The following is a 26,439-nucleotide window of genomic DNA, read 5'->3' on the forward strand; positions in this document are numbered from 1 at the left end:
GCTCACTCCGTCTCGCTCGCGAGGGCGTTGACCGCCGCCGCCGTCATCGCACTGCCGCCGCGGCGGCCGTGCACCACCAGGTAGTCCAGGTCGCTGTCCGCCAGCGCTCGCTTGGACTCGGCCGCGCCGATGAACCCCACGGGGATGCCGAGCACCGCCGCGGGCCTGCCCGCGCCCTCCGCGACCAGTTCGAGCAGCCGGAACAGGGCGGTGGGCGCGTTGCCGATCGCCACCACCGCGCCGTCGAGGCGGTCGCGCCAGAGTTCGAGAGCGGCGGCGCTGCGGGTGGTGCCGAGCCGTCCGGCCAACTCGGGCACCCCGGGCTCGCCGAGCGTGCACAGCACCTCGTTGGCGGCGGGCAGCCTGCGCCTGGTCACGCCCGAGGCGACCATCATGGCGTCGCACAGCACGGGCGCGCCACGGCGCAGCGCCTGCCTGGCCCTGACGACCACGGCGGGCGACCAGTCCAGGTCGGCGACCAGGTCCGTCATCCCGCAGGCGTGGATCATCCGCACCGCCACCTGCGCGACCTCCGGCGGCATGCCGCTGAGGTCGGTCTCGGCGCGAATGGTCGCGAACGACCGCCGGTAGATCTCGGCGCCGTCGCGGATGTAGTCGGTCACTGCTGCCTTTCCTGGTAGCCGTCTTCGGTGGCGATCATCTGGACGACCTGGCCGCGGGGGAGTCCGCACCGGCGCTCACAACCGGCCCAGTGCACGGGCGTACGCGGAGCGGTGTCGAGGCCGCTCACCCAGCGCCGCGCGTCGGCCTGGACGTCCGCCAGCGACTTGGCGCAGCCGGGACGGCCGGTGCAGGCGGTGACGCCCGCCCATGGCGAGGCCGGGTCGACGACGAGTCCGGCCTCTTCGAGCGTGTTCGCCGCGCGATCCGCTTCCCCGGGGGACAGGTTCAGCAGGACGGCGGTCCGCCAGGGAGTGAGCCGCACAGTGGTTCCGGCGTTCGCGAGCGCCACAGCCTGGGCGGGCGTCAACCGGCCGAGCGGCACCAGGGCTTCCAGCGCGACGCGGCCGTCCCGCTGGGCGATACGTCCGGCGCGCCTGATAGCGGGCGAATCGCGCAAGTCGGCGTGACGGCTCGCCTCGGCCAAGATGGCAGGGGCAGCAGGCGACTCGGTTGTCATGTCGTTCAGACGGGCGGCGATCCGCCGGGGGCCGTTCTCCAGCTCGTGGATGCGCCACGCCGCGTGCGAGGCCCGCTCGTCGAGGAACGCCTCAGCCGCGGCGATCATGAGGTCGATCACGGTGTCCGGGTGCGCGGCGAGCCCGAGGTCCGAGCCCGCCAGCAGCAGCCGCCCGAGTCGTGAGCCCTCTGCGGCGAAGGTGACGTCCGCGCCGAGCCCGATCACGTCTCCCGTGCCGTCGTCCAGCGCGAACAGGAACCGTCCCGGCAACGCGGCGAGGCGTGCGCGTGAACACAGCGCCTGGTCGAGGGCATCCACCATCGGCTGCGTGTCGAGCGACCCTCCGGAGCCCCGCCCGCTCAAGGGTGAGCCGACGATGTTGCGGACGCGTTCGTGAGCGGCGGACGGGAGAAGGCCCGCGGACGCGATCCGCTCGGCGAAGGCGGATGCCGAGCGCAGAGCACGCACCTGTACGTTCGCTCGCGAGGTGAGCTCGATCACCCCTGAGCCGAGCTCGTCCGCGCAGGCCGCGATCTCGCGGAGCTGAGGAGCGGTGACGGCGCCGCCGGGCAGGCGGACCCGGGCCAGCGGGCCGTCTGCGGCCTCGTGCACCTGTAGCGCTCCCGGACAGGCGTCAGGGCGCACCCGTCCGGAAAAGTCGGCTATGGACACGAAGAGGATGGTAACGCCACTTCTGACAAGGGTGGCTCCTGCCGTAGGCTCCAGGGTAGGCGATGGCAAAGGGAGGAAGCCGGTGCGAAACCGGCGCGGTCCCGCCACTGTGACCGGGGAGCGAACCCCACTACAGGCCACGACCCGGCGACGGGTGGGAAGGCCGGGGTGAGCGCTGATCCGGGAGCCAGGAGACTCCTGCCGTCGCGACACCCGCGACCGGGGCGAGGACCCCGAGGGAGGATGCGCCGTGCCTGGCGACAGCCATACCGTTCTGCTGCTCTCGACCTCCGACACAGACCTGTTGAGCGCCCGGGCCGGCGGCGCGGCCTACCGATGGGGCAATCCCGCCAGGCTGGCCGCCGAAGACCTGCCGGACCTGCTCGAAGGCGTCGATCTGGTCGTCGTCCGCCTGCTGGGCGGCCGCAGGGCCTGGGAAGAGGGCCTGGACGCGCTGCTGGCGCAGCCGCGCCCGGTCGTGGTCCTGGGCGGGGAGCAGGCCCCGGACGCCGAGCTGATGGAGCTGTCCACGGTCACCGGCGGCGTCTGCGCCGAAGCACACGCCTACCTGGCCCATGGCGGACCGGCGAACCTGGCCGAACTGCACGCGTTCCTGTCGGACACCGTCCTGCTGACGGGGCACGGGTTCGCGCCGCCCGCACCGGCGCCCTCCTGGGGACGGCTGGAGCGCGTGACCGGCTCCCGGAGCGGGCCGGTGGTGGGCGTGCTGTACTACCGCGCGCATCACATGGCCGGCAACACCGCGTTCGTCGAGACGCTCTGCGCGGCCATCGAGGAGGCGGGCGGGCAGGCGCTGCCGGTCTTCTGCTCCTCGCTGCGCACGGCGGAGGCCGAGCTGCTCGACACGCTGGGCGCGGCCGACGCGCTCGTGGTGACCGTGCTCGCGGCGGGCGGCTCCCGGCCGGCCACGGCGGGAGCCGGCGGTGACGACGAAGCCTGGGACGTCGGCGCGCTCGCCGCGCTGGACGTGCCGATCCTGCAGGGACTCTGCCTGACCACCTCGAAGCAGGCGTGGGCGGAGAACGACGACGGGCTCTCGCCGCTGGACGCGGCCTCGCAGGTGGCGATCCCCGAGTTCGACGGGCGGATCATCACGGTGCCGTTCTCGTTCAAGGAGGTGGACCGGGACGGGCTCACCGTCTACGCCGCCGACGCCGAGCGGGCCGCCCGGGTGGCGGGCATCGCCGTACGGCACGGCCTGCTGCGGCACACCCCGCCCGCCGAACGCCGCCTGGTCGTGATGCTGTCGGCGTACCCCACCAAGCACTCCCGGGTGGGCAACGCCGTCGGGCTGGACACCCCGGCCAGCACCGTGCGGCTGCTGGCCCGGCTCGCCGAGGCGGGCTACGACCTGGGTGACGGCTTCCCCGGTGTGGCCGAGCAGGACGGCGACGCGCTCATCCACGCGCTCATCGCCGCCGGCGGCCAGGACCAGGACTGGCTGACCGAGGAGCACCTCGCGGGCAACCCGGTACGCATCTCCGCCGCGTCCTACGAGCGCTGGTACCGGACGCTGCCCGAGGAACTGCGGGCCGGGATGGAACGGCACTGGGGGCCACCGCCGGGCGAGCTGTTCGTGCACGACGGCGACATCGTGCTGGCCGCGCTGCGCGCCGGGAACCTGGTGGTGATGGTGCAGCCGCCGCGCGGATTCGGCGAGAACCCGATCGCCATCTACCACGACCCCGACCTGCCCCCGAGCCACCACTACCTGGCCGCCTACCGCTGGCTGTCGGCCGAGTTCGGCGCCCACGCGATGGTGCACGTGGGCAAGCACGGCAACCTGGAATGGCTGCCGGGCAAGTCGGCCGGCATGTCCGCCGCCTGCGGCACCGACGCCGCCATCGGCGACCTGCCGCTGATCTACCCGTTCCTGGTCAACGACCCGGGCGAGGGCACCCAGGCCAAGCGGCGGGCGCACGCCGTGCTGGTCGACCACATGGTGCCGCCGATGGCCCGCGCCGACACCTACGGCGACATCGCCCGGCTGGAACAGCTCCTCGACGAGCACGCCACCATCGCCGCCATGGACCCGGCCAAGCTGCCCGCCATCCGGGCGCAGATCTGGACGCTGATCCAGGCCGCCCGGCTCGACCACGACCTCGGGCTGGACGACCGGCCGCACGACAGCGAGTTCGACGACTTCATCCTGCACGTGGACGGCTGGTTGTGCGAGGTGAAGGACGCCCAGATCCGCGACGGCCTGCACGTGCTCGGACAGGCGCCGACCGGCCAGGTACGGGTGGACCTGGTGCTGGCCATGCTGCGGGCCCGGCAGATGTGGTCAGGCCGGGAGACGCTGCCCGGCCTGCGCGAGGCGCTCGGGCTGGCCGAGGACGGCACGGCCGGGCTGGGCGACGTGGACCGGGCCGAGGCCGTCGCCCGCGCCCTGGTCGAGGGGATGGAGGAGCGCGGCTGGGCGCCGGACGCCGCGCCGGAAGTCGCCCGCGCGGTGCCCGCCGAGCGGCTGGACCTCGTCACCCGCATCCTGACGTTCGCCGCCACGGAGGTGGTGCCGCGCCTGGCCCGTACCACCGACGAACTCGACCACCTCCTGCACGCCCTCGACGGCGGGTACGTTCCCGCCGGCCCGAGCGGCTCCCCCATGCGCGGCCTCATCAACGTGCTGCCGACCGGCCGCAACTTCTACTCCGTCGACCCCCGCGCGGTCCCCAGCCGGCTGGCCTGGGAGACCGGTCAGGCGATGGCGGACTCGCTGCTGGAGCGCTATCACGCCGACACGGGGGAATGGCCGCGCTCGGTGGGCCTGTCCGTCTGGGGCACCAGCGCCATGCGCACGGCAGGCGACGACGTGGCCGAGGTGCTGGCACTTCTCGGCATCCGGCCCGAATGGGACGAGGCGTCGCGCCGGGTCACGAGCCTGGAGCCCATCCCGCTCGCCGAGCTCGGCCGCCCCAGGATCGACGTGACGGTCCGCATCAGCGGCTTCTTCCGCGACGCCTTCCCGCACGTGGTGGGCCTGCTCGACGACGCCGTACGCCTGGCCGCCCGGCTGGACGAGCCGGACGAGGACAACTACGTCCGCGCCCACGCCCGCCAGAGCGGTGGCGACGAGCGGCAGGCCACGATGCGCATCTTCGGCTCGGCGCCCGGCGCGTACGGGGCTGGGCTGCTACCGCTCATCGACAGCCGTAACTGGCGCGACGACGCCGACCTGGCCGAGGTGTACGCGGCGTGGGGCGGCTTCGCCTACGGCCGCGACCTCGACGGCGTCGCCGCCCGCCCGCAGATGGAGGACGCCTACCGCCGGATCGCCGTGGCCGCCAAGAACGTCGACACCCGCGAGCACGACATCGCCGACTCCGACGACTACTTCCAGTACCACGGCGGCATGATCGCCACCGTCCGCGCGCTCACCGGCAAGGCCCCCGCCGCGTACGTGGGCGACAGCACCCGCCCCGACGCGGTACGCACCCGCACCCTGTCGGAGGAGACCTCGCGCATCTTCCGCGCCAGGGTCGTCAACCCCCGATGGCTGGCCGCGATGCGGCGGCACGGCTACAAGGGCGCCTTCGAGCTGGCCGCGACCGTCGACTATCTGTTCGGCTACGACGCCACCGCCGGCGTGATGGCCGACTGGATGTACGACAAGCTCACCGAGACGTACGTGCTGGACCCGGAGAACCAGGCGTTCATGGCCGAGTCGAACCCGTGGGCGCTGCACGGCATCGCCGAGCGGCTGCTCGAGGCCGCCGAGCGCGGCATGTGGGAGCACCCCGACCCGGACCTCCTGCGCGGCTTGCGGGAGGTCTACCTCAAGACCGAGGGTGACCTGGAGGACGACACGAGCCGCTGAGCCAGGCCGGGTGCTCCGGCCCAGTGCAGGTGCAGGTAGGACGCGGTCACGAGGGCGTCGCCGAACCCGTCGGCGCCGCCCTCCCAGCGGAACAGCGGATCGCCCGCGAGGTCGATGACCGTGCGGTGGAACTCGTGGCCGCGGAAGCGCTCGCCCGCCCTCGTCAGCGGCGAACGCCTGAGTGCGACCACGTCCCGGTAGCCGAGCGTCAGCCGGGGCGTCATCCGCGCCCGCCCCGGCACCCGCCCGCACATACGTTGCCCGTCCAGCTCCTCGCACAAGTAGAGCAGCCCGGCGCACTCGGCCGCGATCGGCCCGCCGAAGGCCGCCACCTGCTCGCGCAACGGCTCGTTGGCGGCCAGTTCGGCCGCGTACACCTCGGGGAACCCGCCGCCGACGACCAGCGCCGCGGTCCCGTCAGGCAGCTTCTCGTCACGCAACGGGTCGAACACCGCGATGTCGGCGCCGGCCGCGCGCAGCAGTTCCACATGTTCGGCGTAGCCAAAGGTGAAGGCCGCTCCGCCCGCCACGGCCGCCACCGGCCCGGCCCCGGCGGCACCCGGCTCCGGAACCCAGGGCGCCGCGTCCAGCGGTGGGGCCGATCGCGCCAGCCGTACCAGCGCGTCGAGGTCGCACGAGCGGGCCACCAGCGCGCCCAGCCGGTCCACCGCCGCCACCGCCTCCGCCTCGCGCTCGGCGGCGGGCACCAGCCCCAGATGCCTGGACGGCGTCGAGACGGCGTCGTCACGGCGGATCGCGCCCAGCACCGGCACCCCCGCCGACGCGAGCGCGGCCCGGCACAGCTCTTCGTGCCGGTCGGAGCCCACCTGATTCAGCACCACGCCGGCGACGCGCACCCGAGGGTCGAACGTGGCGAATCCATGCACCACGGCCGCCACCGAACGGCTCTGCCGGGCCGCGTCCACGACCAGGACCACCGGAGCGTCCAGCAGCCTGGCGACGTGCGCGGTCGAAGCGAAGTCCGTGTCACCCCGGCCGTCGAACAGCCCCATCACCCCCTCGACCACCGCCACGTCGCATCCCGCCGCCCCGTGCAGGAACAGCGGCACGATGCGCTCCTCGCCCACCAGCCACGGATCCAGGTTGCGGCCAGGACGCCCGGTGGCCAGCGCGTGATAGCCGGGATCGATGTAGTCGGGCCCCACTTTGTGCGGCGAGACCTTGAGCCCGCGGGCCCGCAGCGCCGCCATCAGCCCGGTGGCCACCGTGGTCTTGCCGCTGCCCGACGACGGCGCGGCGATGACCAGCCGAGGGACTACCACTCGATACCCTTCTGGCCCTTCTGCCCGGTGTCCATGGGGTGGCGTACCTTGCCCATCTCCGTCACCAGATCGGCGACCTCGATCAGCCGGCCGGGGGCGTCCCTGCCGGTGACCACCACGTGCTGGCCGCCCGGCCTGCCGGTGAGCGTCTCCAGCACGTCGTCCAGGTCCAGCCAGCCCCACTTCAGCGGGTACGTGAACTCGTCCAGCACGTAGAAGCGGTACGTCTCGGCCGCGAGATCGCGCTTGATCTGCTCCCAGCCCTCCCGGGCGTCGGCCGCGTGATCCTCCTCGGAGCCGGGCCGCTGGATCCATGACCAGCCCTCGCCCATCTTGTGCCAGGTCACCGAGCCGCCCTCGCCGCTGTCGCCGAGCACCTTGAGGGCCCGCTCCTCGCCGATGCGCCACTTGGCCGACTTCACGAACTGGAACACCCCGACCGGCCAGCCCTGGTTCCAGGCCCGCAACGCCATCCCGAAGGCGGCCGTCGACTTGCCCTTGCCGGGGCCGGTGTGGACGATCAGCAGCGGCCTGGTACGCCGCTGCCGGGTGGTGAGACCGTCGTCGGGGACGACCGAAGGCTTTCCCTGCGGCATGGTCAGACCGCCTTCCTGTAGTCACGAACGAGGCCGCCCAAATCGGCCAGCGCGTCGAGGGAGACGAGCCGCGCCCGCAACCGGGACGCCAGCCTGACCGCCAGACCGAGCCGGACCGGCCCGCTCTCGCAGTCCACCACCACGCAGGCCGTGCCCTTCAGCAGGGAGACCGCCCGGTCCACGTCCCCGCCCGCCGTGACGCGCCCGTCGGTCACCAGCACCAGCAGCGGACGCCTGGCCGGGTCACGCAGCCGCTCCACGCGCAACACGTCCGCCGCGCGCATCAGACCCGCCGCCAGCGGGGTGCGCCCGCCGGTCGGCAGCGAACGCAACCGCGCCGCGCCCGCCTCCACCGACGAGGTCGGGGGAAGCGCCACCTCCGCGCCCGCACCTCGGAACGTGATCAGGCCGACCTTGTCGCGACGCTGGTAGGCGTCCAGCAGCAGGCTCAGCACGGCCGTCTTGACCGCGCTCATCCGCTTGCGCGCCGCCATCGAGCCGCTCGCGTCCACCACGAACAGCACGAGGTTGCCCTCCCTGCCTTCGCGCACCACTTCGCGCAGATCGTCCGCACGCAGCACCAGCCCGGGACCGGTGCGCCCGCGCCCGCGCTGGTGCGGAGCCGCGGCCAGCATCGTCGCCGTCACGTGCAGATCGCGCACCTGACCGGAAGGTCGGCGGGCGCCGGCGCCCCGGCCGTGCCGGGTCCGTGAGCGCGACCGCCGGCCGGCCGCCCCCTCGCCGATCCCCGGCACCTCCAGCAGCGGCACCCGGTGCGGAGCCCCTACGCCGGCCACCCGTCCGCCGATGCCGGGCGTCGTCCCTCCCGCATCCTCGTCCCCCGGGTCCGGGAAGCTGCTGTCCGGTCGCCCGTCGCCGGCGGGTGGCTCCGGTGCGCGCCCGGCGTCCTCGGGGCTCCCCGAGAGCGGTCCCTCGCCTCCGTCCGACGGCCCTTCGCCCCCGTCCGACGGCGGCCCTTCGCCCCCGTCCGACGGCGGCCCTTCGCCCCCGTCCGACGGCGGCCCTTCGCCCCCGTCCGACGGCGGCCCTTCGCCCCCGTCCGACGGCGGCCCTTCGCTCCCGTCCGACGGCGGCCCGGCGGGGCCTTCGCCGTCAGGGCCGCCGTTGCCGGGCCCGTCATCCTGCGACGTACGCTCCAGCAACTCGTCGAGCAGGGCCTCGTCCAGCCCCGGCGCGTCGAACGGGTCGCGCCGCCGCCGGTGCGGCAGCGACAGGCGGGCCGCCGCCCGCACGTCCTCGGTGGTCACCGTGTCCCGCCCCTGCCAGGCGGCGTGGGCGACGGCGGCGTTCGCCGTGACCAGGTCGGCCCGCAGCCCGTCGACCTCGAACGCCGCGCACACCGTCGCGATCTGCCACAGCCGGGCGTCCGGCAGCCGCACGCCCGGCACCCGGGCCCGCGCGCCCGCGATCCGGTCCGCCAGCGCCGACTCCTCCTCAGCCCACCGTGCCGCGAACGCTTCCGCGTCGGCGTCGAAGGCCAGCCGCCTGCGGATGACCTCCACGCGTTCGTCCGGGTCGCGGGACGCCCTCACCTCGACCGTCAGCCCGAACCTGTCCAGGAGCTGCGGACGCAGCTCGCCCTCCTCCGGGTTCATGGTGCCGACCAGCAGGAACCTGGCGGCGTGCCGGACCGAGACCGACTCGCGCTCCACGTAGCACCTGCCCAGGGCCGCCGCGTCGAGGAGGAGATCGACGAGGTGATCGTGCAGCAGGTTCACCTCGTCGACGTACAGCACGCCACGATGCGCGGCCGCCAGCAGGCCCGGCTCGAACGCCTTCACGCCCTCCGTCAGCGCCCGTTCCACGTCGAGCGAGCCGGCCAGACGGTCCTCCGACGCCCCCACCGGCAGCTCCACCAGCACGGCCGGGCGACTCACGCCCCCGACGCCGTGCTCGTGGGGTCCGTCCGGGCATTCGGGGTCGGGCGCACCCGGATCGCAGGCGAACCGGCAGCCGGGCACCACGTCCACAGCGGGCAACTGGGCCGCCAGCGCGCGCACGATCGTGGACTTCGCGGTGCCCTTCTCACCGCGTACGAGCACCCCGCCCACCCGGGGCGAGACCGCGTTGAGAACCAGCGCCAGCTTCAGGTCAGCAAGCCCGACGACGGCGCTGAACGGGTAGGTGACGATCAAAACAGAACCTTCCGGTTGACATGGGCCACCCGCCAGCCCTCCCGCGTGACGGCCAGCTCAGTGGTGGACAGAGGAGCCAGATCGATGCGCCCGGCACCCAGCGGACCCAGTCCCAGGGCGTGCCCGAGTCCCGCCCGGATGGCGCCGGCGTCGCACACGACGACCCCGCCGGGTTCCTCCCGAACGGAGTCGAGCCAGGCCGCCACCCTGATCGCGAGTACGGCCCGGCTCTCGCCGCCGTGCGGAGCCGCGTGCGGGTCGGACAGCCAGCTCGCCAGGGCATCCGGCTCCTCGCGCGCGACTCGCTCGTACGGCAGGCCGCGCCACCGGCCGCAGTCCGCCTCCGCGAGCGCCGGGACGACCCGCGCGTCCAGTCCGAGGGCGGTGGCGGTCTGCCGTGCCGCGAGGGCAGGAGCGGCCCACGCCACCGCCCCGGCGACCGCCGGGCCGAGCGCGGCGGCTCTGGCCAGATCCGCCGCGTCGGCGTCGTCGTCGGCCGGAAAGCGGGCGGCGCGCATGCCGGGCGTCGTGGCGTGCCGGACGAACAGCACCCCGCTCAGCTCGGCGCGGTGGCGCTCAACGGAACGTCGCTCGTACGCCGTGCCGCCCGCTCGCTCACCCAGCCGAACAGCACGCCGAAAGCCGCCCAGAAGACGAGCTGGGTGCCGATCGAGGCGAGCCTGAACTCCCAGAGCAGCGTGGCGGGGAAGCCGTCGGCCACCTCGTCGACCGTCGGCAACAGCGCCCAGGCCGCACCCACGGGGACGAGAAAGCCGATGACCGCCGCCACCCAGCGGGCCCACGGATCCGCGGTGACACGGCGGGCGGTGGCCACCGCGATCGCCGTCGCCGCCAGCCCGACGAGGATCATCACGAGGTAGAGCACCGTGCGGCTGTTGATCGTGTCGGGGTCACCCACCGCAGGCGGGTTGGCCGGATACTTCACGAAGGGAACGAGGATGACCGCGACGAAGGCCGTTCCGGCCGCGGCGAGCGCCAGCAGCCCGTCGGAACGCGGTCCCACCCGTCCTCGCAGGCCCGCGAACACGAGCGCGAACACGCCGCCGACGGCCAGCCCGTACAGCCCGGTGGCGAGGAAGAGCCCGGCCTTCTGCGCCGGCCTGCTGACCTCGGCCTCCTCGCCGTGGCTGTGCCCGGCCTCCTCGGCGGCGGGCTCCGGCGCCTCGGCCTGGGCCGCGGCCTCCTCCAGGGCGATCGCCGCATCGACCCGCGGCTCCCCGAAGGCGAAGGCGAATGTGCCCGCGATCAGTCCGGCCAGCAGCCCCACGAGCAGACCTCTGGCCAGGAACGTGCGTACCATTCCGGCCCCTAGTGACAGGGCACGCCGAGCAGATGCCGCCCGTCGTGCATCAGCTCGTGCAGGAAGGCGCCCGTCTGGGAGACCGCGCCGTTGTCCATCAGGACCAGGTAAGCGACGAGCAGCAGTACGGGCACCGCCAGCAGCCAGGGGCGCAGGCGTGGGAAGGGAATGGTGGACGGAGTGGTCAAACCACTCATACGAGCCTCCTCGGGGTGACGCGTCCCATAGCGAGGTCACGGCGGCCAAGCGACCTGGCTCCCGGGATCTACGTCCCGGATACAGTGGCGCGTCCGCACCGGCTTCTCACCGGATTTCCCTTGGACAACCGTGAAATCTACCGGAACGTATCCTTTCCTCCCGTTCTCGTCAATGCACACCAGCGGCAACCGGGCAGGATGCGCGTATGAGACGATGCCGGACGTAGGCGACGGCGGAACGAGGAAGCCGGTGTGAATCCGGCGCGGTCCCGCCACTGTGATCGGTGAGCGATCCCCGACGAAGGCCACTGCTCTGACCTTTCCGCTGCCTGGCGTGCGGCCCTTCTCCAGCGATCCAGTCCCGTCATGCCGGTCAGGAAAGGCCCGCCCATGACGAGCCGACGCTCGCTGCCCCTGTCGCTCATGGCGCTCGCCGTGCTGATCGCCACCGAATGGGGTTCGACTCTGCCCTGTATATATCGTGTCAACCTCTCGTCAACACATGGCCCCTACGGTGATGGCTGGCCATTGTTCCACTCGTTCGACAGGGGGGCTTTTGTTGTCGACTTTTGATTCGGCCGACTCCGCTACTTCGTTATTCGGATCGGTCTTCTCCGCGCTCGCCGAGGACAGGATTTTCTCGGATGCGCTCCGCCGGAGTGGGACAACGCTCAGGTTCATTCACACGAATCCGGAGTGCCGGTTCTTCATCAGTGGCGACGGGGTCGTCACGGGGGGTGAGGTGCCGGAGTACGCCACGCTGACGTTCACGATGAGCAGCGACACCGCACACGCGCTCTGGTCAGGCCAGTTGTCCTTCCCCGCGGGCATCACCAGCGGGAAGATCAGGATTTTCGGAAAGGTCTCCAAGGTCCTGGAGGTCATGCCCGTCCTCACCCCGGTCCTCTTCCTCTACCCGAAGGCCGCAGCCGAGGCCGGCATTCCCGTGCCGAGCAACTGACCACGAGACCGATCAAAGGAGACGCCTTCATGACGACCATCGCGCAGCTTCCTGCGCAAGAGCTGAACTTCGACGTCCTGCCCGCCGAGATTCAGCAATTCAAATCCGTCGTACGGGAGTTCGCCCAGGAAGTCGTGCTTCCCCGGGCCCAGGAACTCGACCAGGCCCCGGCCGGCGAGCTGGATTGGGACATCGTCCGGCAGGGCCATGCCCTCGGTTTGGACCGGGTCGCGATCCCGGCCCAGTTCGGCGGCCTCGGCCTGGGAATGCTCGGAATCTCCGTGGCCATGGAAGAGCTCGCGGCGGCGTGCCCGGGAACCGCTCTGATCTTCGGAGCGTCGATGCTCGGTCAGACCCCGATCCTCTACTCGGGCGACCCTTACCTGCAGCAGCGGTACCTGCCGCTGTTCGCCGGGCAGGAGCCCGTCCTGGCCTGCAACGCCGTGACGGAGGAGGAGGCCGGGTGCGACCTCATCATCCCGGCGAACGCCGTCCACGCGATCAATGTGATGACCGCCAGGCGTGCGGGGGACGTCTATCTCCTCAACGGTCACAAGCGGTTCATCACCAACGCCAAGGTCGCCACCTTCGCCTCGGTCTTCGCCAATATGGAGGGCCACCCCGGCGCGACCGGCCTGACCTCCTTCATCGTGGACCTGGACCAGCCCGGCGTCACCCGGGGGCCGGTCGCCGACAAGATGGGCTACCGGGCGTGCCTCGGCAGCGAGCTGGTCTTCGAGAACGTCGAGGTCCCGCTGAGCAACGTCGTCGGCGGTGAGCTGAACGGCATGGCGATCAACATGGCGCAGAGCAACATGGCGCGCGCCTCCGTCGCGGGCATCTCGACCGGCGTCGCGCAGGGCGCGCTGGACAAGGCGCTCCAGTGGTGCGGTGAGCGCGTCCAGGGCGGTGAGCTCCTCTACCGGCATCAGTTCAGCGCCGCGAAACTGGCCGAGATGGCCGCCAAGGTCGAGGCTTCGCGCATGCTGTACATGTTGGCGGCCAACAAGGTCGACAACCAGCTTCCCGCGCCCGAGTACGAGCCGGCGCTCGCCAAGTTCTTCGCGGACAGGGTCGCCATCGAGGTGGCCGACGCCGCCGTCTCGCTGATCGGGGCCCGCGGCTACCTGCGCGAGTACGGAGTGGAGAAGATGCTCCGCGACGCGTACGGCGCCCGGATCTACGAAGGCACCCCCGAGGTTCTCGCCCTGGCGATCACGGACTGCCTCTATCGCGTGGACGAGCTGTGACCCGGGCATCCGAGGCGGCCGCCGCGTTGTCACCGGAGGAGTTCTACGCCGAGTTCACCCGCCGGAACGCCGGCGTCGTGACCGAGCGGCAGCAGCGGGCGCTGAGCACCGCGACCGTGCTCGTGGCCGGCTGCGGCTCGGTCGGCGGAGCGGCCGTGGAGCCGCTCACCCGGCTCGGCGTGCGCGACTTCGTCCTGGCCGAGCCGGACACGTTCGAGCTCAACAACCTCAACCGCCAGCAGGCGACGTTCCGCGACCTCGGCAGGAACAAGGCCGAGGTCGCCGCGGAACGCGTCATCGCCATCAACCCGCACGCGAGCGTGCGGGTCCACGCCGAGGGCGTCACCCAGGAGAACGTCTTCGAGCTGACCGCGTTCTGCGACCTGATCGTCGACGGGGTGGACGTCACAACGGGGCCCGGCTGGCAGGCCAAGCACGCCCTGCACCGATCCGCCTCCCAACGGCGGCTGCCGCTGATCACCGGATGGGACATGGCGGGCGTCCAGTACGTCCAGTGCTACGACTACCGCCACGTCCCGGAACCGTTCAACGGGCTCGTCACCGAGGACGACCTGCGGCAGTGCGGGGTGTGGGAGCTCATCTTCAAGGCGATCCCGGTCCAGCTGATCCCCCCGGACATGCTCACCGAGGTCGCGCCGAACCTGACGAACCAGGACTACAGCGTCCCGCAGGTCATCTACGCCGCGGTCATGTTCGGCGCGATCACCTCGCACATGGCGGCCCGGCTCCTCGCCGGCGAGGAGGTCCGCGACGAGGTGCACCTCGACCTGCATGAGCAGGTCAGGCCGGCGACCCGCCGGCGCCTGAACCGGGCCGAGGCAGAGAGCCTGCTGTTCGCGTTGCGGCAGACCAGCGCTCGCGGCCTCGGATCGCCGGACCCGGGAAAGGACGAGCAGACCGAGAGGAACGCCGGAGGGAACGGGGAGGGGATGCGAAGGGCGACACGGTGAACATCTCTCTCGCCCCCCGCTGGTCCGCCGCCTGGCGGGACGCCGTCGATCTGGTCAAGGCGCAGTACCACTCCGCTTACGGCGCGACCATCTCCCCCGATCCTGACTGGTTCGTGCTCGCCACCCGGGGGCCGATCAGCGCTCTGCCCGTCGCCGGGGAACCGATCGAGATCGCCGCTTGCGCCGGGCTGACGAACGGGGCCGGCCGGGATCTGTTCTCCGAGCGCTACTTGACGGTCCCGCTCGAGGAGGCGATCGAGAAGGCCACCGGAACGAGCGTGGCCAGGGAGCGGGTCGTGGAGGTCGGTTCGCTGGCGGGCAGCGGGGTGCTCGCGGGCTTCGAGCTGATAGGGCTGCTGCCGGTCATCTCGTGGTGCCAGGGGATGGACTTCATCCTCTGCACGGCGACCCCGCAGGTCCGCAAGGCCATGACCCGGTGCGAGATCCCATTCCGGGTGCTCGCGGAGGCGGACGGGCGGCGCCTGGAGGAGAGCGAACGCCGGCGCTGGGGGACGTACTACGACACGCAGCCGCTCACGGTGGTGATCCCGCTCCGGGAGATCGGCCAGGTGTTCGCCCGGGTGACGGGTAAGTACAGGTTCCTTCACGAAGGGCTCCTGCGCTCCGGGGCGCGGCACGTCCTGGAGGTGGCCCGGGCCACGCCCGCTCTGGGACGGTGATCGCCGGCCCCTCAATCGGTGATGGTCGGCCTCTCAGTCCGTGATGTCGGCCTCTCGGTCGGGGTGATCGAGGCACGGAAGCGGTAGCGGTCCCCCCGGTGGACCTGGATCGTCAGTTCGGGCGGCCGGCCGTCCTGGTTGGCGCCGCATCCCGAACAAGCAGCGGATCGTCGCGGCGCCGCACAGCGTGAAGACGACCACCAGGAACATGCCTCCCGGCGCGGTGACCGCGTACAGGTCGCTGATGGTGTGAGCCAGAACGCTATAGCGCGGGCCCTGCCAGGAAGCGGCGATGAGTCACCTCGCGACGAAGGCCGCCTGAGCTGTCAATCCCGCCCACGCCCAACGCCTGGCGCTCGCACGCTGCCGGACCGAGGACCTTGGTGTTCCGGCGGTGGCGGGATCGGGCGCTGCTACGGATCCGCTGGGCATCGATGGTGCTCCTTCGTCTGGCTGCGGCAGTGCCGGGGGAGGCGAGGCGGCGTGGTGGGTCTCGCCGCCGAGGATCTCCTGGCAGGTGAGGTCCGCCAGTCTGTGGGCAGGCTGTTGGCCTCCACGACGGACTCGCGACCGATGAGCGGCTCATCGCCGGGCGAGCTGTTCGGCACCGCGTTCTCGGTCACAACCGGCCGGTGCGCGCGATCACCTGGCCGGCGAAGTCAAGCATCTGGTCAAGGCTGGGGAACAGTGCGTAGGCATCCACGAATGCCTCGTCCGCGCCGGAATCGGCGAAGCGCTTGAGCTTGTCGGCCAGAGAATCGACGGACGTGCCCGGTTCGATGTTGATACGGATGGCCTTCTTCAGCGCGTCGGGGTCGCGGCCGGCCTCCTGCGCCGCTTGGCGCGCGAGTGACCACAATGGATCGATGACCTCGGCCGCCAGGAAATCGACCCCGAGCCAGCCGGTGGCGCTGCGGCCCACCCGGCGCATCGCGGCCTCGCTGACGCCGCCGATCCAGATGGGAGGCCCGCCCGCTTGCACCGGGCGCAGGTCGGCGTGGACCGGCGGCAGCGAGAAGAACTCGCTGTTCCAGGACACCGGGTTGGCCGTCCACCACTCGTGCAAGAACGCCAGCAAGTCATCGAGCATCCGCCCGCGCCGGCGCCAGTCCGCGCTGCGGGAGATTTGGTCACACGGGAAGCTCGGTGATGCTGAGGGCGAAGTCCAAGTTCCCCACTCCGTGGTTGGCGAGGCCCACCGTGACCACGCCCGCTCCTTCCAGCCAGTGCGCCATCCTCAGGCCGCCGACGTCCAGCGGGCGCAGCCCGAGGCTCTCGACGAACGCCTCCACACGTGCCTTGGCCCGCGCATCGTCGCCGGCGATGAACACGTCGGGCCGGCCCTGCTCCAGGACATGACGGAAGATGGTGTTGAACGCCTTCACCACGCTGGCGCTGGCCGGGGCCGCCTTGGCGACTTCCTGCGCGATCGAGGTCTCCTCGCGGTGGGCCAGTCCGTCGAACGTGGAATTGAAGGGATTGCTGATGTCGATGATGACCTTGCCCGCGAGAGCGTCTCCGTACTGGGCGACGACCGGCACGACGCCGTCGTACAACAGGGCCACGATGACGATGTCGCCGGCCGGGGCGGTGCCCCATTCTCCCGTCGTGGCGCCGCTGCCGAGAACCTTGGCGAGGTCAGCGGCCTTGGTGTGATCGCGGCCCATGACCTCGACGGTGTTGCCGCCCGCTACCGCCCGCGCGCCGATGGTACGGGCCATGTTCCCGGTGCCGATGATGCTGATGGTGCTCATGAGATGTCCTCCCGGTTGTCCGTTGTTCGGTTCAGATGGCGGTGGTGCCCGTGCCGGCCGGTGGTGCCGCCGGTGATGACCGCCACCTTGCCGTCAAGCTTCGCCATGGTCGCTCCCTTGGTCCGGTGGTGCCGAGCGCACCTGGAGTGACGGCGTTATATACACCGATCTGTTTGCTTACGGTACAGGCCGAGTGGGCGGGGTACAAGCTATGTACACCGGTCATTACCTAGCTGGGCTACCATGAACCCATGACGGAGTTGGTAAAGGGCCCTAAGGGCCGCCGCCGCGGCCGGGGTGCCCGCGAGCGCATCCTCAGCGCGTCCCAGCAGCTGTTCCGCGAGCAGGGCATCAACCGCACCGGCATGGACCTGCTCTGTGCGGCGGCCCAGGTGTCCAAGCGCACGGCCTACCAGCACTTCGCCGGCAAGGACGAACTCGTCGCCGAGTACCTCCGTGAGTTCGACCCCTCCGTTCTGTCCGGCGTGTTCGACCGCACCGACCTCACGCCCCGCGAACGGCTCCTCGCCGTCTTCGACATCCCCCCAACCACCCCCCTGTGCCCCTACATCGCCGCCGCCGTCGAACTCCACGACCCCGAGCACCCCGCGTCCCAGTACGCACGCGACTACAAGAAAGCCGTCGCCGCGCGGCTCGCCGCCGCCGCCCGCGAAGCCGGTGCCGCCGACCCTGAACAGCTCGGCGAGCAGCTCGCGCTGCTCATCGACGGCGCCGCGGCCCGCACCCGGGTCCTCAACGCCGACGCCTTCCCCACCGCGGCCGCCATCGCCGCCGTCCTCATCGACAACGCCATCCCCGCCGCAGCCGGAGATGACCGGCCACGGGAGGAAGCGTCAAGTTGACGTGGCACTCCGCGGCCGGACTGGACGCGCTGCCGGTCGCGCGGCTGCACCCTGCTGGAATCCCACTGCGTGATGTCGGCGCGCGGCGCATGAACGAAAGGCGGTCATGCCCCACGCCACCCGGGCGACGACGCGTTCGAGCGGCAGCCTGAAGACCCACTGGGTATGGCGTGCCGGACCCTGCACCTGACCATCGGACGACATCCTCCAACCCGACGGCCACGTCAGCCTCCGCCTCGGTGGCGCGAGAAGGAATCGGCCCCTGCGGAGCAGGACAGGGGCAGGCGATTTGCCGCCGAAGCCTGGCCCGGCGCGCCGCCGGACCCGCCCGTATCGCGTGTGAGCAGGCCCGCCATGCCAGCCGTCAGGCGCTCCCGTCCGGGGCGCCGGCGGTCGTGACGATGTCGCGATGGCGGGTCTCCGGGCCGAAAGCCAGTGCGATGAGCGTCACCACGGTCAGCGCCACCAGGTAGACCGCCACGGCCCACCAGTGCCCGGCCCAGGCGAGCAGGGCGGTGGCGATCAGGGGCAGGAATCCGCCGGCCAGCACCGAACCCAGCTCGCGGGCGAACGCGAACCCCGACAGGCGGGTCTTGGTGTCGAACAGCTCCGCGAAGTATGCGGCCTGCGGGGCGAGCATGGCCGGGTAGAAGACGCCCAGCCCGACCGCGAAGCCGATCACGATCAGCGCCGGGGACAGGGTCTCCAGCAGCAGGAAGTACGGTGCCAGCCACAACACCGAGGCGATCGCGCCGCCCGCGTACACGGGCCTGCGGCCCACCCTGTCGGACAGCGCCGCCCACAGAGGAACCGCCACGATCTGCAACGCGGAGCCGATCACCACCGCCAGCAGAGTGAACGAGCGGTCGATGCCCAGCCGGTCCACCGCGTAGACCACGCCGAACACCGGGAACAGGTAGGCGAAGGAGTTTTCCGCGAAACGGGCGCCGATGACCACCAGGAAGCTACGCGGGTGCTCCCGTAGCGCGGCCAGCACCGACCCCTTCGCGGCCGTCCCGGTCTTCTTCGCCTCCTCGAAGGCGGGCGTCTCATGGATGCGGCGCCGGATCAGGTAGCCGACCAGCAGGAGCAGCGCGCCCAGCAGGAACGGCACCCGCCAGCCCCACGAGCGGAACGCCGGTTCGGGGAGCAGCAGCATGAGCTGGAAGACGCCGGTGGACAGCAGGGTCGCCACCGCGAACCCGGTGGGCGCCCATGCGCCGGCGGCGCCGCGCCGCGACTGGTCGCCGTGCTCCACCGACAGCACGACCGCGCCCGCGTACTCGCCGCCCGCGGCGAAGCCCTGCACCAGCCGCAGCACGATCAGCAGCAGGGGCGCCCAGAAGCCGATCTGGTCGTAGGAGGGCAGGAAACCGATCAGCGTCGTGGCCGCGCCCATCAGCGTGATGGTCAGGACCAGCATCCGCTTGCGCCCGGCGCGGTCGCCCAGGTTGCCCAGGATGATGCCGCCGATCGGGCGGGCCATGAACCCGACGGCGTAGGTGGCGAACGCGGCCAGCGTGCCCACCAGCGGGTCGCCGGAGGGGAAGAACAGCTTGTTCAGGATGAGGGCGGCCGCCGTCCCGTAGATCAGGAAGTCGTACCACTCCAGGGTCGTGCCCACGAGGGCGGCGATGCCCGCGCGACGCGCTTGGTGCTTGTCGTGCGGGGTCGTGATTGTCACCATGGCCGTTTGTTCCTTAGGTGCTGGGGGGTTACTTGGCGGGGCGCCGGGTCACGGCGCCGCGCTGAATCGGGCCGACCAACTCGGCGTACTGGCCGAGCCATCCGCGGTCGGTCCCGGGCTCGTGAGAGGTGACGGGGCCCGCCTGGCGTACAGGGTCGGTGTCCACGGTGCGGGCGTCGAGGTCGATGGTGATGGGGTCGCCGTCGCGGACCCCGGCGAGCGGGCCGCCGTCGGCGGCCTCGGGCATGACCTGGCCGACGATCAGGCCGTGGTTGAGCCCTGACAGTTCGCCGTCGGTGACCACGGCCACCTGACCGCCGAGCCCGGCGCCGTTCAGGGCGGCGACGAAGTTGGCGGCGAAGACGGTGCCCGGGCCACCGCGTACGCCCATGCCGCGCAGCACGATCACCTGGCCCGGCCGGACAGTGCCGTCGCCCAGGCCCGCGATGGCCTCTCGCTCGCCGGCGAACACCTTGGCCGGGCCCTGGAATCTGCGGCTGGTCCCCGCGCCGACCCCGGCCAGCTTCACGATCGCGCCGTCGGGGGCCAGTGAGCCGCGCAGGATGAGCAGGCCCGGCTCGGGGGTGACCGGATCGTGCGGCTCACGCAGCACCGTGCCGTCGGCGGGCCGGGCCACGGCGGCCAGTTCCCCGACGGTCCGGCCGGAGACGGTGAGCGCGCCGGAGTGCAGGCGGGGCAACAGCGTGCGCATGACGGTCTGTACGCCGCCTGCCTCCTCCAGGTCCCACACCTGATCCGGGCCGTTGGGCCGGATGGCGGCGAGTTGCACCGCGTCCCGTGCCCGCTCCTCGACCAGGTTGACGACGTCCAGGTCAAGGTCGGCCTCGGCGGCGATGGCGGCCAGGTGGCGCACGCAGTTGACCGATCCGCCGAGGGCGAGTGCGACCTCCACGGCGTTGCCGACCGCTTCGGCGGTCAGCACCTTACGGGCGCTCAGCCCTTCGTGCACCATCTCCACGATCCGCCGGCCCGCTTCCCGCGCCCGGGTCAGCATGCGCTCGGAGTTGGCCCGCGTCGGCGCCGAGCCCGGCATGGTCATGCCCAGGGCCTCGGCCAGGCAGTGCATGGTGTTGGCGGTCGCCAGTCCCGCGCAGACGCCCGGCCCGGTGATGCCGGCGTCGGCCAGCTCGCCCAGCTCCTGCACGGTCATGGTGCCGGCCGCGACGGCGCCCACCGATTCGTAGACGGTGTCGATGTCGACCGAGCAGCCCGCGAAGGTGCCGCCGCGCTGGTAGCCGCCGATCACCACGATGGACGGCAGGTCCAGCCGGGCCGCCGCCATCAGGTGGGCCGGGGTGGTCTTGTCACAGGAGGACAGGAATACCACCGCGTCCAGCACGGCTCCCTCGACCGCGGCCTCGACGTCGTTGACCACCAGGTCACGGGTGGGCATGAGGTAGCGGCCGTCACGGCCGGCGGTGGTGATGAAGTCGCTGGGGGCGGTGGTGCGGATCTCGAACGGGAGCCCGCCCGCCGCGCGTACGGCCTCGGCGACCATGTCGGCGACGTCGTCGAGGTGGATGAAGCAGACCGAGAGCTTCGACGACGTGTTCACGATCGCGATCTTGGGCTTCTCCTGGTCCTCCAGGCTGATGCCCATGGCGCTCCACTGCGCCCGGCGCACCGCCCAGCGCGAGGTGCCGGGGGTGAAGTTGCTGCGTAGCGGGGTCTTCGGGTGTTCGGTCACAGCGCGCTTCCGTTCTGTCTCATGGTGGATCGGACCCGCGCGCCTTCGACGCGGCGGTACGGTGTGCCCTCGTCGAGGGACAGGACAGTGGCCACCGCGGCGGCGTGGCCGTACTCGAAGCATTGGGCGGTCACCCGGGCCGAGGCGAGCGCTTCGTGCTGGGCGCTCAGGCAGCGCCCGGCGACGATGACGTTCTCGCCGGCCTCGGGGACCAGGGTGAGGTAGGGGACCTCGTAGTAGTCGTCGTCGAGCCAGTGCAGTTTGGGCCGCTCGCCGTCGTGCAGTTCGATCGGCCATGGGCTGCGCGCTATGCCGGAGGGGTCCTTGCGGCCGCTCACGACGGCGTCGTTGGTCAGGGTGGCGGCGCCGGTGATCGTGCGGGTCTGCCGGACGCCCGCCTCCACGCCGGTGTCCACGACGTAGGCGTCCTGGCAGCCGGGGAGGTCGCGGGCGATGAAGCGGGCGTACTCCCGGACCTGGCGCCGCCCGCGGATCTCGGCGTCGGTGAAGTCGGCGGGGTCGATCACGTTCAGCATCCGCCCGTCGGCGCCGGTCAGCCGGGTCGCGTTGACCATGAGCTCGCCCGGGCGCGGGGTCGTGAAGATCCAGATCTTGTCCCGGGGGAGGTCGGCGCCGAGCTCTCTGGCCTGGCGGATGCGCTCGCTCACCCAGGGCGGGCTGATGGTGTCCTCGCCGTAGCCGGACAGGAAGGCGTCCACGTCCACGCCGCCGAGACGGAAGAACATGGTGGGGTTCTGGATCCGTCCTGCGTCGCCGAAGGTGTGCCGGCCGCCGGCGCGGGCCACCAGCGCGGCGTCGCCGGACGCGTCGATGGTGCGGGCGGCGTGCACGACACACGTCCCGGCGTTGGACGACAGCACCGCGCCCCGGTACGCATCGCCGTCCATCACCACACCGACGACCGAGGTGTGGAACAGCACGCGTACGCCGGCGGCGGCGAGCAGGGCGTCGGCCGTCTCCCGCCACACCAGCGGGTCGTGGGCGCTGGTCCAGGTCCTGCCGTAGCGCTGCGGCGGGGTCAGGCCGCCGCGTTCGGCCAGGCCGTGCCGGAAACGCTCGGTGAATCCCCAGACGACCTGCTCGGGCGGTGAGCCGGCGCCGTTCGCGAGATACAGGCCGCACACGGTGCCGGACATGCCGGCCACGGCGGCGCCTCCCGCGAAGCCGTACTTCTCCACGAGCAGCACGCTCTTGCCGGCCTCCGCCGCCACCGTCGCCGCGGCCACGCCGGCCGCCCCTGCCCCGACCACGAGCACGTCCACCTCTGCCAGGACGGGGTAGTCGGCGTCGGGCGCCACGACGGCGGGCAACCGCCAATCGTCAACCGATATATTGGTCATATGCCGACGGTACATCACGACAGGGTATGATTGTCCAGTCCGAAATTCCTGCGGAAGACAACGAGGTCAGCGGATGGCGGAGCCGAACAAGACCACGCGGGCCTATGAGGCGATCGAAGGCATGATCACCTTTCAGGAGCTCGTGCCTGGATCGCTCATCTCCGAGGCCATGTTGATGGAAAGCACCGGCCTGGGCCGCACGCCCGTGCGCGAGGCGCTGCAACGTCTGGCCCGGGAGCGCATGGTGGAGATCCACCCGAACCGGGGCGTGTTCGTCCCGCCCGCCTCAATCGAGGCCCAGCTCAAGTTGCTGGAGTTGCGGCGCAGCCTGGAAGCGCTGGCGGTCCGCCTCGCGACCCACCGGGCCCTGGCCGAGCAGAAGCGCCAGATGAGGGAGGTCATCGAGCAGTTCCGGCGCGGGGTGCCGGACGCGCGTGCCTTCGACGCGATACTGAAGCAGGCCCACGCCCTGATCGTGGAGGCCGCGCACAACGAATACCTGTCGGTGGCCATGGCTCCGCTGCAGGGGTTGTCGCGGCGGTTCTGGTTCGCGCACCTCCGCGATCCGGAGAGTGAACTGCGGGCGGCGTCACGGCTGCACGGGGACATCCTCGGTGCGATCTGCCACGGCGATGAGACCGAGGCGGTGACCGCCTCCACGCGGCTCAACGACTACCTGGTCGACTTCGCCTACGCCACCCTCAACCCTCCGGGCTAGTACTGTGACCGGCGGCGACGCCCCCCGATATGGCGGAACGGTCAAGGGGGTGCGGATGGATCGGGTCACCGCGAGCGAAGCCGGAGCCAATCGGGTGGTGGTGCAGGTCGGCGAGAAGTCCTGGCTGCGGTTTCGAAGACATATCCGGTGCGGACCGAATACGGTGACCCATTGACGATCGCCCCGCCCGTAAGCCTCCCGGAGACTTTTCATGCGTACCGCAGCGGCAATCCTCTCCTTCGTGCTCGCCATCACCATCCTGCCCGCCCAGTCGGCCACCGCTGCGGTGTCCACCTCGCCGCTGCCGGGTGGCAGGACCACCTTTGTCGTCTCACAGGGTCATCTGAAGGCCGCCTCCCAGCAGAACTGGGTACGTCTGGGCAACTATCGCTTCGCCGCGAATGGCACGGTGAAGGCCGCCCTGTATCTGTGGTGGCAGCGGCATCCCAAGGCCAGACAGCGCACCGGCACCGTCCCCGATCCGAGCTGCACCACCAAGAAGGGCGGTGCTGTATCACGACCCCGCGCCTGCGAGGTGCTCACCGCCGGGGGATTCACCGGCGCCCCCGGGGAGAGCCGTACCGGGACGTACACCGTGGCGGGCGGCGTGCTCACCATTCGGTGGAAGATCGCCCAGACCTGGACGGAGCAGTGGTACGTACGGTCCTCGCCTGACGGCAAGCTGACCCGCCTGGACCTCAAGCGGAGCACGCTGGCAACGCACGGGTACGGCTATGGCAGCAACGCCGCGATCAACACCCGGCGCGCGATGAGTTCGGTCAAGGCGTTCCCCGGCTCACTCAGGCAGGACCTGACGAGCTGGGCGGGCGGCAAGCTTGTCACCTCCGGCAATCAACCGTTCGGCCACTCCGCCTTCCGCGCCTGCGCCGCAACCACCTCGTGCCTGACCTACCTGCAGCCGTCCTCGCGTGGCGCGTGTCAGAAGTCGGGCGGCTGCCCCAAGTACGGCGGCGGAACACGCCCCAACATCAGCTCCATCCAGTACTACCTCACGACGATCTCCAAGTCTGACCGCCGCGACACGCTGTGGCACTGGTGCACCTGTCTGGCGATGGAGCGCGGTGAGTTCTGCTACACCGGCAACTCCCACGTCAAACCGCTCATGCAGATCATCGACGACACGGGAGCCTTCCGCGGCTGGGTCGGCGCGGAAGCGTCCTTCTCGACCGGCGGCTCCCGGGCGGCGGACATGCTGGCAGTGCTGCGCATCTCCGACTTCCGCTGAGAGCGGTGGATGCCGCCAGGTCCAGATCGATAGCAGCAGCGACCTCGCGCGGGGCGTGGCGCAAGCCTGAGAGGTGGCTGACGTTGTCGTCATCGACACCTGGCTCGGAAACCGCGACAGGCATCGAGACCGTACTTACCGGCATCCGGATGCCACAGATGAACTCGATCAATCATGGAGCGATGGGTGCAAACCTGCCGCCGCGAACTCCTGGACCGCTGCACCATGGTTTCGCTGTGAACGTACGCGCTGACACCGACATTTGTGGCGACAGGATCTCCTTGCCGCGCTCCTGACGTCGCTGCCGCGCGAGGTTCTGCGCCGGCTGCGGCTCCTCATCCGCCCGGACACGGTTCTGCGCTGGCACCGACGATCTGATGAGACGTCGTCACGCCCGTACCCGCAGGCCGAAGCAGCCTGGCCGCCCACCCACCGTCCGCTCTATCCGTTCTTGATCCGGCGCCCGGGCGGGCGTCCACCACGTGGGCCGATTTCCTGCGCTCGCAAGCAGACGCCCTACTGGCCTGCGATTTCATTGAGGCCATCACCCTGAACGGGCAGCGCCAGTACATCTTGGCCGTCATCGAGCACGCCACCAGGCGCATTCGCGTCCTCGGTACCACCGCTCACCCAAGCGCCGACTGGGTCACCCAGGCGATCAGGAACCTGGTGATGGATCTGGACGACGCAGGCTGCCGAGCGCGCTTCCTGATCCGAGACCGGGATGGGAAGCTCCCGGCCATCATGGACGAGGTCCTCGCCGAGGCCGGTAGCAACACGGTGCTCACCGGTATTCGGATGCCGCGGATGAACTCCATCATGGAATGGTGGGTGCGGTCCTGCCGCCACGAGCACCAACGCGAGCGGCACTCCCGGACCGTGACGTCCATCTGCCGTCACGGTCCAGGACCCGCCGGAGTCCGATCACCTGGCGAGCCTCGCGGCCGCGTCCGCCCGGGCCGAGCGACGGACGGGGACCACGTGACCGCGCCGGTGTGCCAGCCACATGAACACGACGGTGGCCACCACGCCGAACACCACGGCGTACACACTGCCCTCCGGTCCGAAGTCGCCGCCCGTGACCAGCGCGGGACCCGACATCGTCGCGTCCAGCAGGCCCTGCGGGGTGTTGCTGCCGGACACCTTGGTGCTGAAGATGGCGCTCGCGGCAATGTTCCAGCCGAAGTGCAGACCGATCGGCACCCACAGCTTGCGGGTGGCGATGTACGCGGCGGTCAGCATCCCGCCTGCCTCGATGGCGATGGCGATGGCGCCCCACAGGGTGGCGTTCGCGTTGAGCAGGTGGATCAGGCCGAACAGCGAGCCGGTCAGCACGAGCGCGATCCAGGTTCCGGTCCAGTGCTCGACGTTGCGGAACAGGACACCGCGGAAGACGAGCTCCTCGGTCACGGCGGCACCCGCCATGATGCCGAGCAGGGCGACGGCGCTCGCCGGCGTGCCCAGGCCGTTGATCGTGTAGTCGCCTAAGAAGGCGATGTTCGCGATGACTGCCCCGAACAGCGCGATGCCGAGCAGCGTGCCCCAGCTGATCCCGGCACCTGCTCCCTTCAGCGACACCTCGACGAGGGCCCGGTGCTCGGTGCGCCGAACCACCCAGCCGTAGACCAGGACCGCGACGACGGCCGTCAGCAGGCCGGCGACGAGCGCCAGCCAGGGGTTGTCCTTCACCCCCGCGGTGCCCAGATTGCCGAGGATCCATACCGTCACAACCGCCAAGAGCTGCCATATCAGACGCACGATGACTCCTTCGTGAGAATCCGCGGCGGGAGCGCCGCAGGCTACTAGCAGGGGTGTGCTCAGCCCTCGATCGCGCGGGCGCCAATGGCGCGGCCGATTGTGTCATCGACGCCCCTATTTGGTTAACGTGTGAACCAGAAGGTACGCCGCACTTGGTTACCATGTCAACCAGACGGTAAAGTGACGTGCGTGACCGAGCCGCGGTGGTTGGACGAGCGAGAACAGCAGGCCTGGCGCAGCTTGATGAAGATGCAGGACGGGCTGTCGGAGTTCCTCGA

At 71.1% G+C, this 26,439-nt stretch carries 24 protein-coding genes and 2 riboswitches; of the genes, 8 read left to right on the top strand and 16 right to left on the bottom strand.

The features are described 5' to 3' along the window. Positions 1 to 2: 2 nt before the first annotated feature. Together IEY87_RS18150 and cobG are read right to left on the bottom strand one after the other, a co-directional pair. Positions 3 to 623 (bottom strand): precorrin-8X methylmutase, encoded by a 621-nt coding sequence (locus IEY87_RS18150; RefSeq protein WP_189139841.1) that lies wholly within the window; start codon positions 621 to 623, stop codon positions 3 to 5. Beyond that, a complete protein-coding gene (cobG, locus tag IEY87_RS18155; protein ID WP_444544168.1) occupies positions 620 to 1,921 on the bottom strand; it encodes a precorrin-3B synthase in 1,302 nt (433 codons plus the stop codon). The genes IEY87_RS18150 and cobG overlap by 4 nt, the downstream gene beginning before the upstream one ends. Beyond that, positions 1,887 to 2,010, top strand: a riboswitch (cobalamin riboswitch). Its footprint overlaps the gene before it by 35 nt. Positions 2,011 to 2,063: 53 nt before the next feature. Here cobG and cobN point away from each other — a divergent pair. After that, positions 2,064 to 5,651, top strand: coding sequence for a cobaltochelatase subunit CobN (gene cobN, locus IEY87_RS18160; RefSeq protein WP_225277023.1), 3,588 nt, complete (start codon positions 2,064 to 2,066; stop codon positions 5,649 to 5,651). Here cobN and IEY87_RS18165 read toward each other — a convergent pair. The 6 genes from IEY87_RS18165 to IEY87_RS18190 are packed head-to-tail and all read right to left on the bottom strand — an operon-like array spanning position 5,606 to position 11,204. After that, complete coding sequence (locus IEY87_RS18165) at positions 5,606 to 6,919, bottom strand: cobyrinic acid a,c-diamide synthase CobB (RefSeq protein ID WP_189139896.1); 1,314 nt, start codon at positions 6,917 to 6,919, stop codon at positions 5,606 to 5,608. The two genes, cobN and IEY87_RS18165, sit on opposite strands and share 46 nt — an antisense overlap. Positions 6,920 to 6,927: 8 nt before the next feature. Then, entirely contained in the window at positions 6,928 to 7,530 is a 603-nt protein-coding gene (gene cobO / locus IEY87_RS18170) for a cob(I)yrinic acid a,c-diamide adenosyltransferase (protein WP_189139842.1), read from the bottom strand. Between the two features lie 2 nt (positions 7,531 to 7,532). Beyond that, positions 7,533 to 9,686 carry a magnesium chelatase subunit D family protein gene (locus IEY87_RS18175; RefSeq protein ID WP_189139843.1) on the bottom strand — a complete coding sequence of 718 codons (2,154 nt, stop codon included), beginning with the start codon at positions 9,684 to 9,686 and terminating at the stop codon, positions 7,533 to 7,535. After that, a complete protein-coding gene (locus IEY87_RS18180; protein ID WP_189139844.1) occupies positions 9,683 to 10,237 on the bottom strand; it encodes a histidine phosphatase family protein in 555 nt (184 codons plus the stop codon). Before IEY87_RS18180 ends, IEY87_RS18175 begins: the two co-directional genes overlap by 4 nt. Before the next feature lie 5 nt (positions 10,238 to 10,242). Continuing rightward, positions 10,243 to 11,007: a CbtA family protein gene (locus IEY87_RS18185; RefSeq protein ID WP_189139845.1), complete on the bottom strand. Its 765-nt coding sequence runs from the start codon at positions 11,005 to 11,007 to the stop codon at positions 10,243 to 10,245. Between the two features lie 8 nt (positions 11,008 to 11,015). After that, entirely contained in the window at positions 11,016 to 11,204 is a 189-nt protein-coding gene (locus IEY87_RS18190) for a CbtB domain-containing protein (protein ID WP_138208152.1), read from the bottom strand. Between the two features lie 195 nt (positions 11,205 to 11,399). Continuing rightward, positions 11,400 to 11,587: riboswitch (cobalamin riboswitch) on the top strand. A 359-nt stretch (positions 11,588 to 11,946) separates the two neighbouring features. Here IEY87_RS18190 and IEY87_RS18195 point away from each other — a divergent pair. Genes IEY87_RS18195 through IEY87_RS18210 form a run of 4 tightly spaced genes read left to right on the top strand, consistent with a single transcriptional unit; the run spans position 11,947 to position 15,066 of the window. Next, positions 11,947 to 12,165, top strand: coding sequence for a hypothetical protein (locus tag IEY87_RS18195; RefSeq protein WP_189139846.1), 219 nt, complete (start codon positions 11,947 to 11,949; stop codon positions 12,163 to 12,165). A gap of 29 nt (positions 12,166 to 12,194) precedes the next feature. Beyond that, positions 12,195 to 13,415, top strand: a complete 1,221-nt coding sequence (locus IEY87_RS18200) for an acyl-CoA dehydrogenase family protein (RefSeq protein ID WP_189139847.1) — start codon at positions 12,195 to 12,197, stop codon at positions 13,413 to 13,415. Continuing rightward, positions 13,412 to 14,386 carry a ThiF family adenylyltransferase gene (locus tag IEY87_RS18205; RefSeq protein WP_225277022.1) on the top strand — a complete coding sequence of 325 codons (975 nt, stop codon included), beginning with the start codon at positions 13,412 to 13,414 and terminating at the stop codon, positions 14,384 to 14,386. The genes IEY87_RS18200 and IEY87_RS18205 overlap by 4 nt, the downstream gene beginning before the upstream one ends. Further along, a complete protein-coding gene (locus IEY87_RS18210) occupies positions 14,383 to 15,066 on the top strand; it encodes a thermostable hemolysin (RefSeq protein WP_189139848.1) in 684 nt (227 codons plus the stop codon). The genes IEY87_RS18205 and IEY87_RS18210 overlap by 4 nt, the downstream gene beginning before the upstream one ends. Before the next feature lie 33 nt (positions 15,067 to 15,099). Here IEY87_RS18210 and IEY87_RS47190 read toward each other — a convergent pair whose 3' ends face one another. From IEY87_RS47190 to IEY87_RS18225, 3 genes are all read right to left on the bottom strand, one after another. Beyond that, complete coding sequence (locus IEY87_RS47190) at positions 15,100 to 15,360, bottom strand: DUF998 domain-containing protein (protein ID WP_225277087.1); 261 nt, start codon at positions 15,358 to 15,360, stop codon at positions 15,100 to 15,102. A 325-nt stretch (positions 15,361 to 15,685) separates the two neighbouring features. Then, entirely contained in the window at positions 15,686 to 16,192 is a 507-nt protein-coding gene (locus IEY87_RS18220) for an LLM class flavin-dependent oxidoreductase (protein WP_225277086.1), read from the bottom strand. Positions 16,193 to 16,196: 4 nt separating this feature from the next. Then, positions 16,197 to 16,820 (bottom strand): NADPH-dependent F420 reductase, encoded by a 624-nt coding sequence (locus IEY87_RS18225; protein ID WP_189139849.1) that lies wholly within the window; start codon positions 16,818 to 16,820, stop codon positions 16,197 to 16,199. 251 nt (positions 16,821 to 17,071) lie between these two features. On the opposite strand from IEY87_RS18225, the gene IEY87_RS18230 reads away from it, so the two are divergent. After that, on the top strand, positions 17,072 to 17,683 hold the full coding sequence (locus IEY87_RS18230) for a TetR/AcrR family transcriptional regulator (protein ID WP_189139850.1): 612 nt from the start codon (positions 17,072 to 17,074) through the stop codon (positions 17,681 to 17,683). 364 nt (positions 17,684 to 18,047) lie between these two features. Here the strand turns inward: IEY87_RS18230 and IEY87_RS18235 are convergent, their stop codons facing one another. Genes IEY87_RS18235 through IEY87_RS18245 form a run of 3 tightly spaced genes read right to left on the bottom strand, consistent with a single transcriptional unit; the run spans position 18,048 to position 22,409 of the window. Further along, on the bottom strand, positions 18,048 to 19,370 hold the full coding sequence (locus tag IEY87_RS18235) for an MFS transporter (protein ID WP_189139851.1): 1,323 nt from the start codon (positions 19,368 to 19,370) through the stop codon (positions 18,048 to 18,050). A 28-nt stretch (positions 19,371 to 19,398) separates the two neighbouring features. After that, on the bottom strand, positions 19,399 to 21,078 hold the full coding sequence (ilvD, locus tag IEY87_RS18240; protein WP_225277021.1) for a dihydroxy-acid dehydratase: 1,680 nt from the start codon (positions 21,076 to 21,078) through the stop codon (positions 19,399 to 19,401). After that, complete coding sequence (locus tag IEY87_RS18245) at positions 21,075 to 22,409, bottom strand: FAD-dependent oxidoreductase (RefSeq protein WP_225277020.1); 1,335 nt, start codon at positions 22,407 to 22,409, stop codon at positions 21,075 to 21,077. Before IEY87_RS18245 ends, ilvD begins: the two co-directional genes overlap by 4 nt. A 103-nt stretch (positions 22,410 to 22,512) precedes the next feature. Between IEY87_RS18245 and IEY87_RS18250 the strand changes: the two genes are divergently transcribed. Both IEY87_RS18250 and IEY87_RS18255 read left to right on the top strand, forming a co-directional pair. Then, positions 22,513 to 23,157 (top strand): GntR family transcriptional regulator, encoded by a 645-nt coding sequence (locus IEY87_RS18250; protein ID WP_189139853.1) that lies wholly within the window; start codon positions 22,513 to 22,515, stop codon positions 23,155 to 23,157. A gap of 211 nt (positions 23,158 to 23,368) precedes the next feature. Beyond that, the gene (locus IEY87_RS18255; RefSeq protein WP_189139854.1) at positions 23,369 to 24,403 is read left to right on the top strand and encodes a hypothetical protein; all 1,035 of its coding nucleotides are present in this window, start codon (positions 23,369 to 23,371) and stop codon (positions 24,401 to 24,403) included. Positions 24,404 to 24,919: 516 nt separating this feature from the next. Here IEY87_RS18255 and IEY87_RS18260 read toward each other — a convergent pair. Together IEY87_RS18260 and IEY87_RS18265 are read right to left on the bottom strand one after the other, a co-directional pair. Continuing rightward, positions 24,920 to 25,273, bottom strand: a complete 354-nt coding sequence (locus tag IEY87_RS18260; RefSeq protein WP_189139855.1) for a hypothetical protein — start codon at positions 25,271 to 25,273, stop codon at positions 24,920 to 24,922. Between the two features lie 54 nt (positions 25,274 to 25,327). Continuing rightward, complete coding sequence (locus IEY87_RS18265; protein ID WP_189139856.1) at positions 25,328 to 26,161, bottom strand: CPBP family intramembrane glutamic endopeptidase; 834 nt, start codon at positions 26,159 to 26,161, stop codon at positions 25,328 to 25,330. Positions 26,162 to 26,439 lie beyond the last annotated feature (278 nt).

The organism is Nonomuraea glycinis, from assembly GCF_014646515.1.
In the GTDB taxonomy this organism is placed as follows: Bacteria; Actinomycetota; Actinomycetes; order Streptosporangiales; family Streptosporangiaceae; genus Nonomuraea; species Nonomuraea glycinis.

Bases quoted from the DNA above. Each gene is read 5' to 3' on its own strand.
- IEY87_RS18230 (WP_189139850.1), top strand. From the start codon at position 17,072: ATGACGGAGTTGGTAAAGGGCCCTAAGGGCCGCCGCCGCGGCCGGGGT.
- IEY87_RS18185 (WP_189139845.1), bottom strand. From the start codon at position 11,007: ATGGTACGCACGTTCCTGGCCAGAGGTCTGCTCGTGGGGCTGCTGGCC.
- cobO (WP_189139842.1), bottom strand. From the start codon at position 7,530: ATGCCGCAGGGAAAGCCTTCGGTCGTCCCCGACGACGGTCTCACCACC.
- IEY87_RS18200 (WP_189139847.1), top strand. From the start codon at position 12,195: ATGACGACCATCGCGCAGCTTCCTGCGCAAGAGCTGAACTTCGACGTC.
- IEY87_RS18235 (WP_189139851.1), bottom strand. From the start codon at position 19,370: ATGGTGACAATCACGACCCCGCACGACAAGCACCAAGCGCGTCGCGCG.
- IEY87_RS18250 (WP_189139853.1), top strand. From the start codon at position 22,513: ATGGCGGAGCCGAACAAGACCACGCGGGCCTATGAGGCGATCGAAGGC.
- IEY87_RS18255 (WP_189139854.1), top strand. From the start codon at position 23,369: ATGCGTACCGCAGCGGCAATCCTCTCCTTCGTGCTCGCCATCACCATC.
- IEY87_RS18190 (WP_138208152.1), bottom strand. From the start codon at position 11,204: ATGAGTGGTTTGACCACTCCGTCCACCATTCCCTTCCCACGCCTGCGC.
- IEY87_RS18225 (WP_189139849.1), bottom strand. From the start codon at position 16,820: ATGAGCACCATCAGCATCATCGGCACCGGGAACATGGCCCGTACCATC.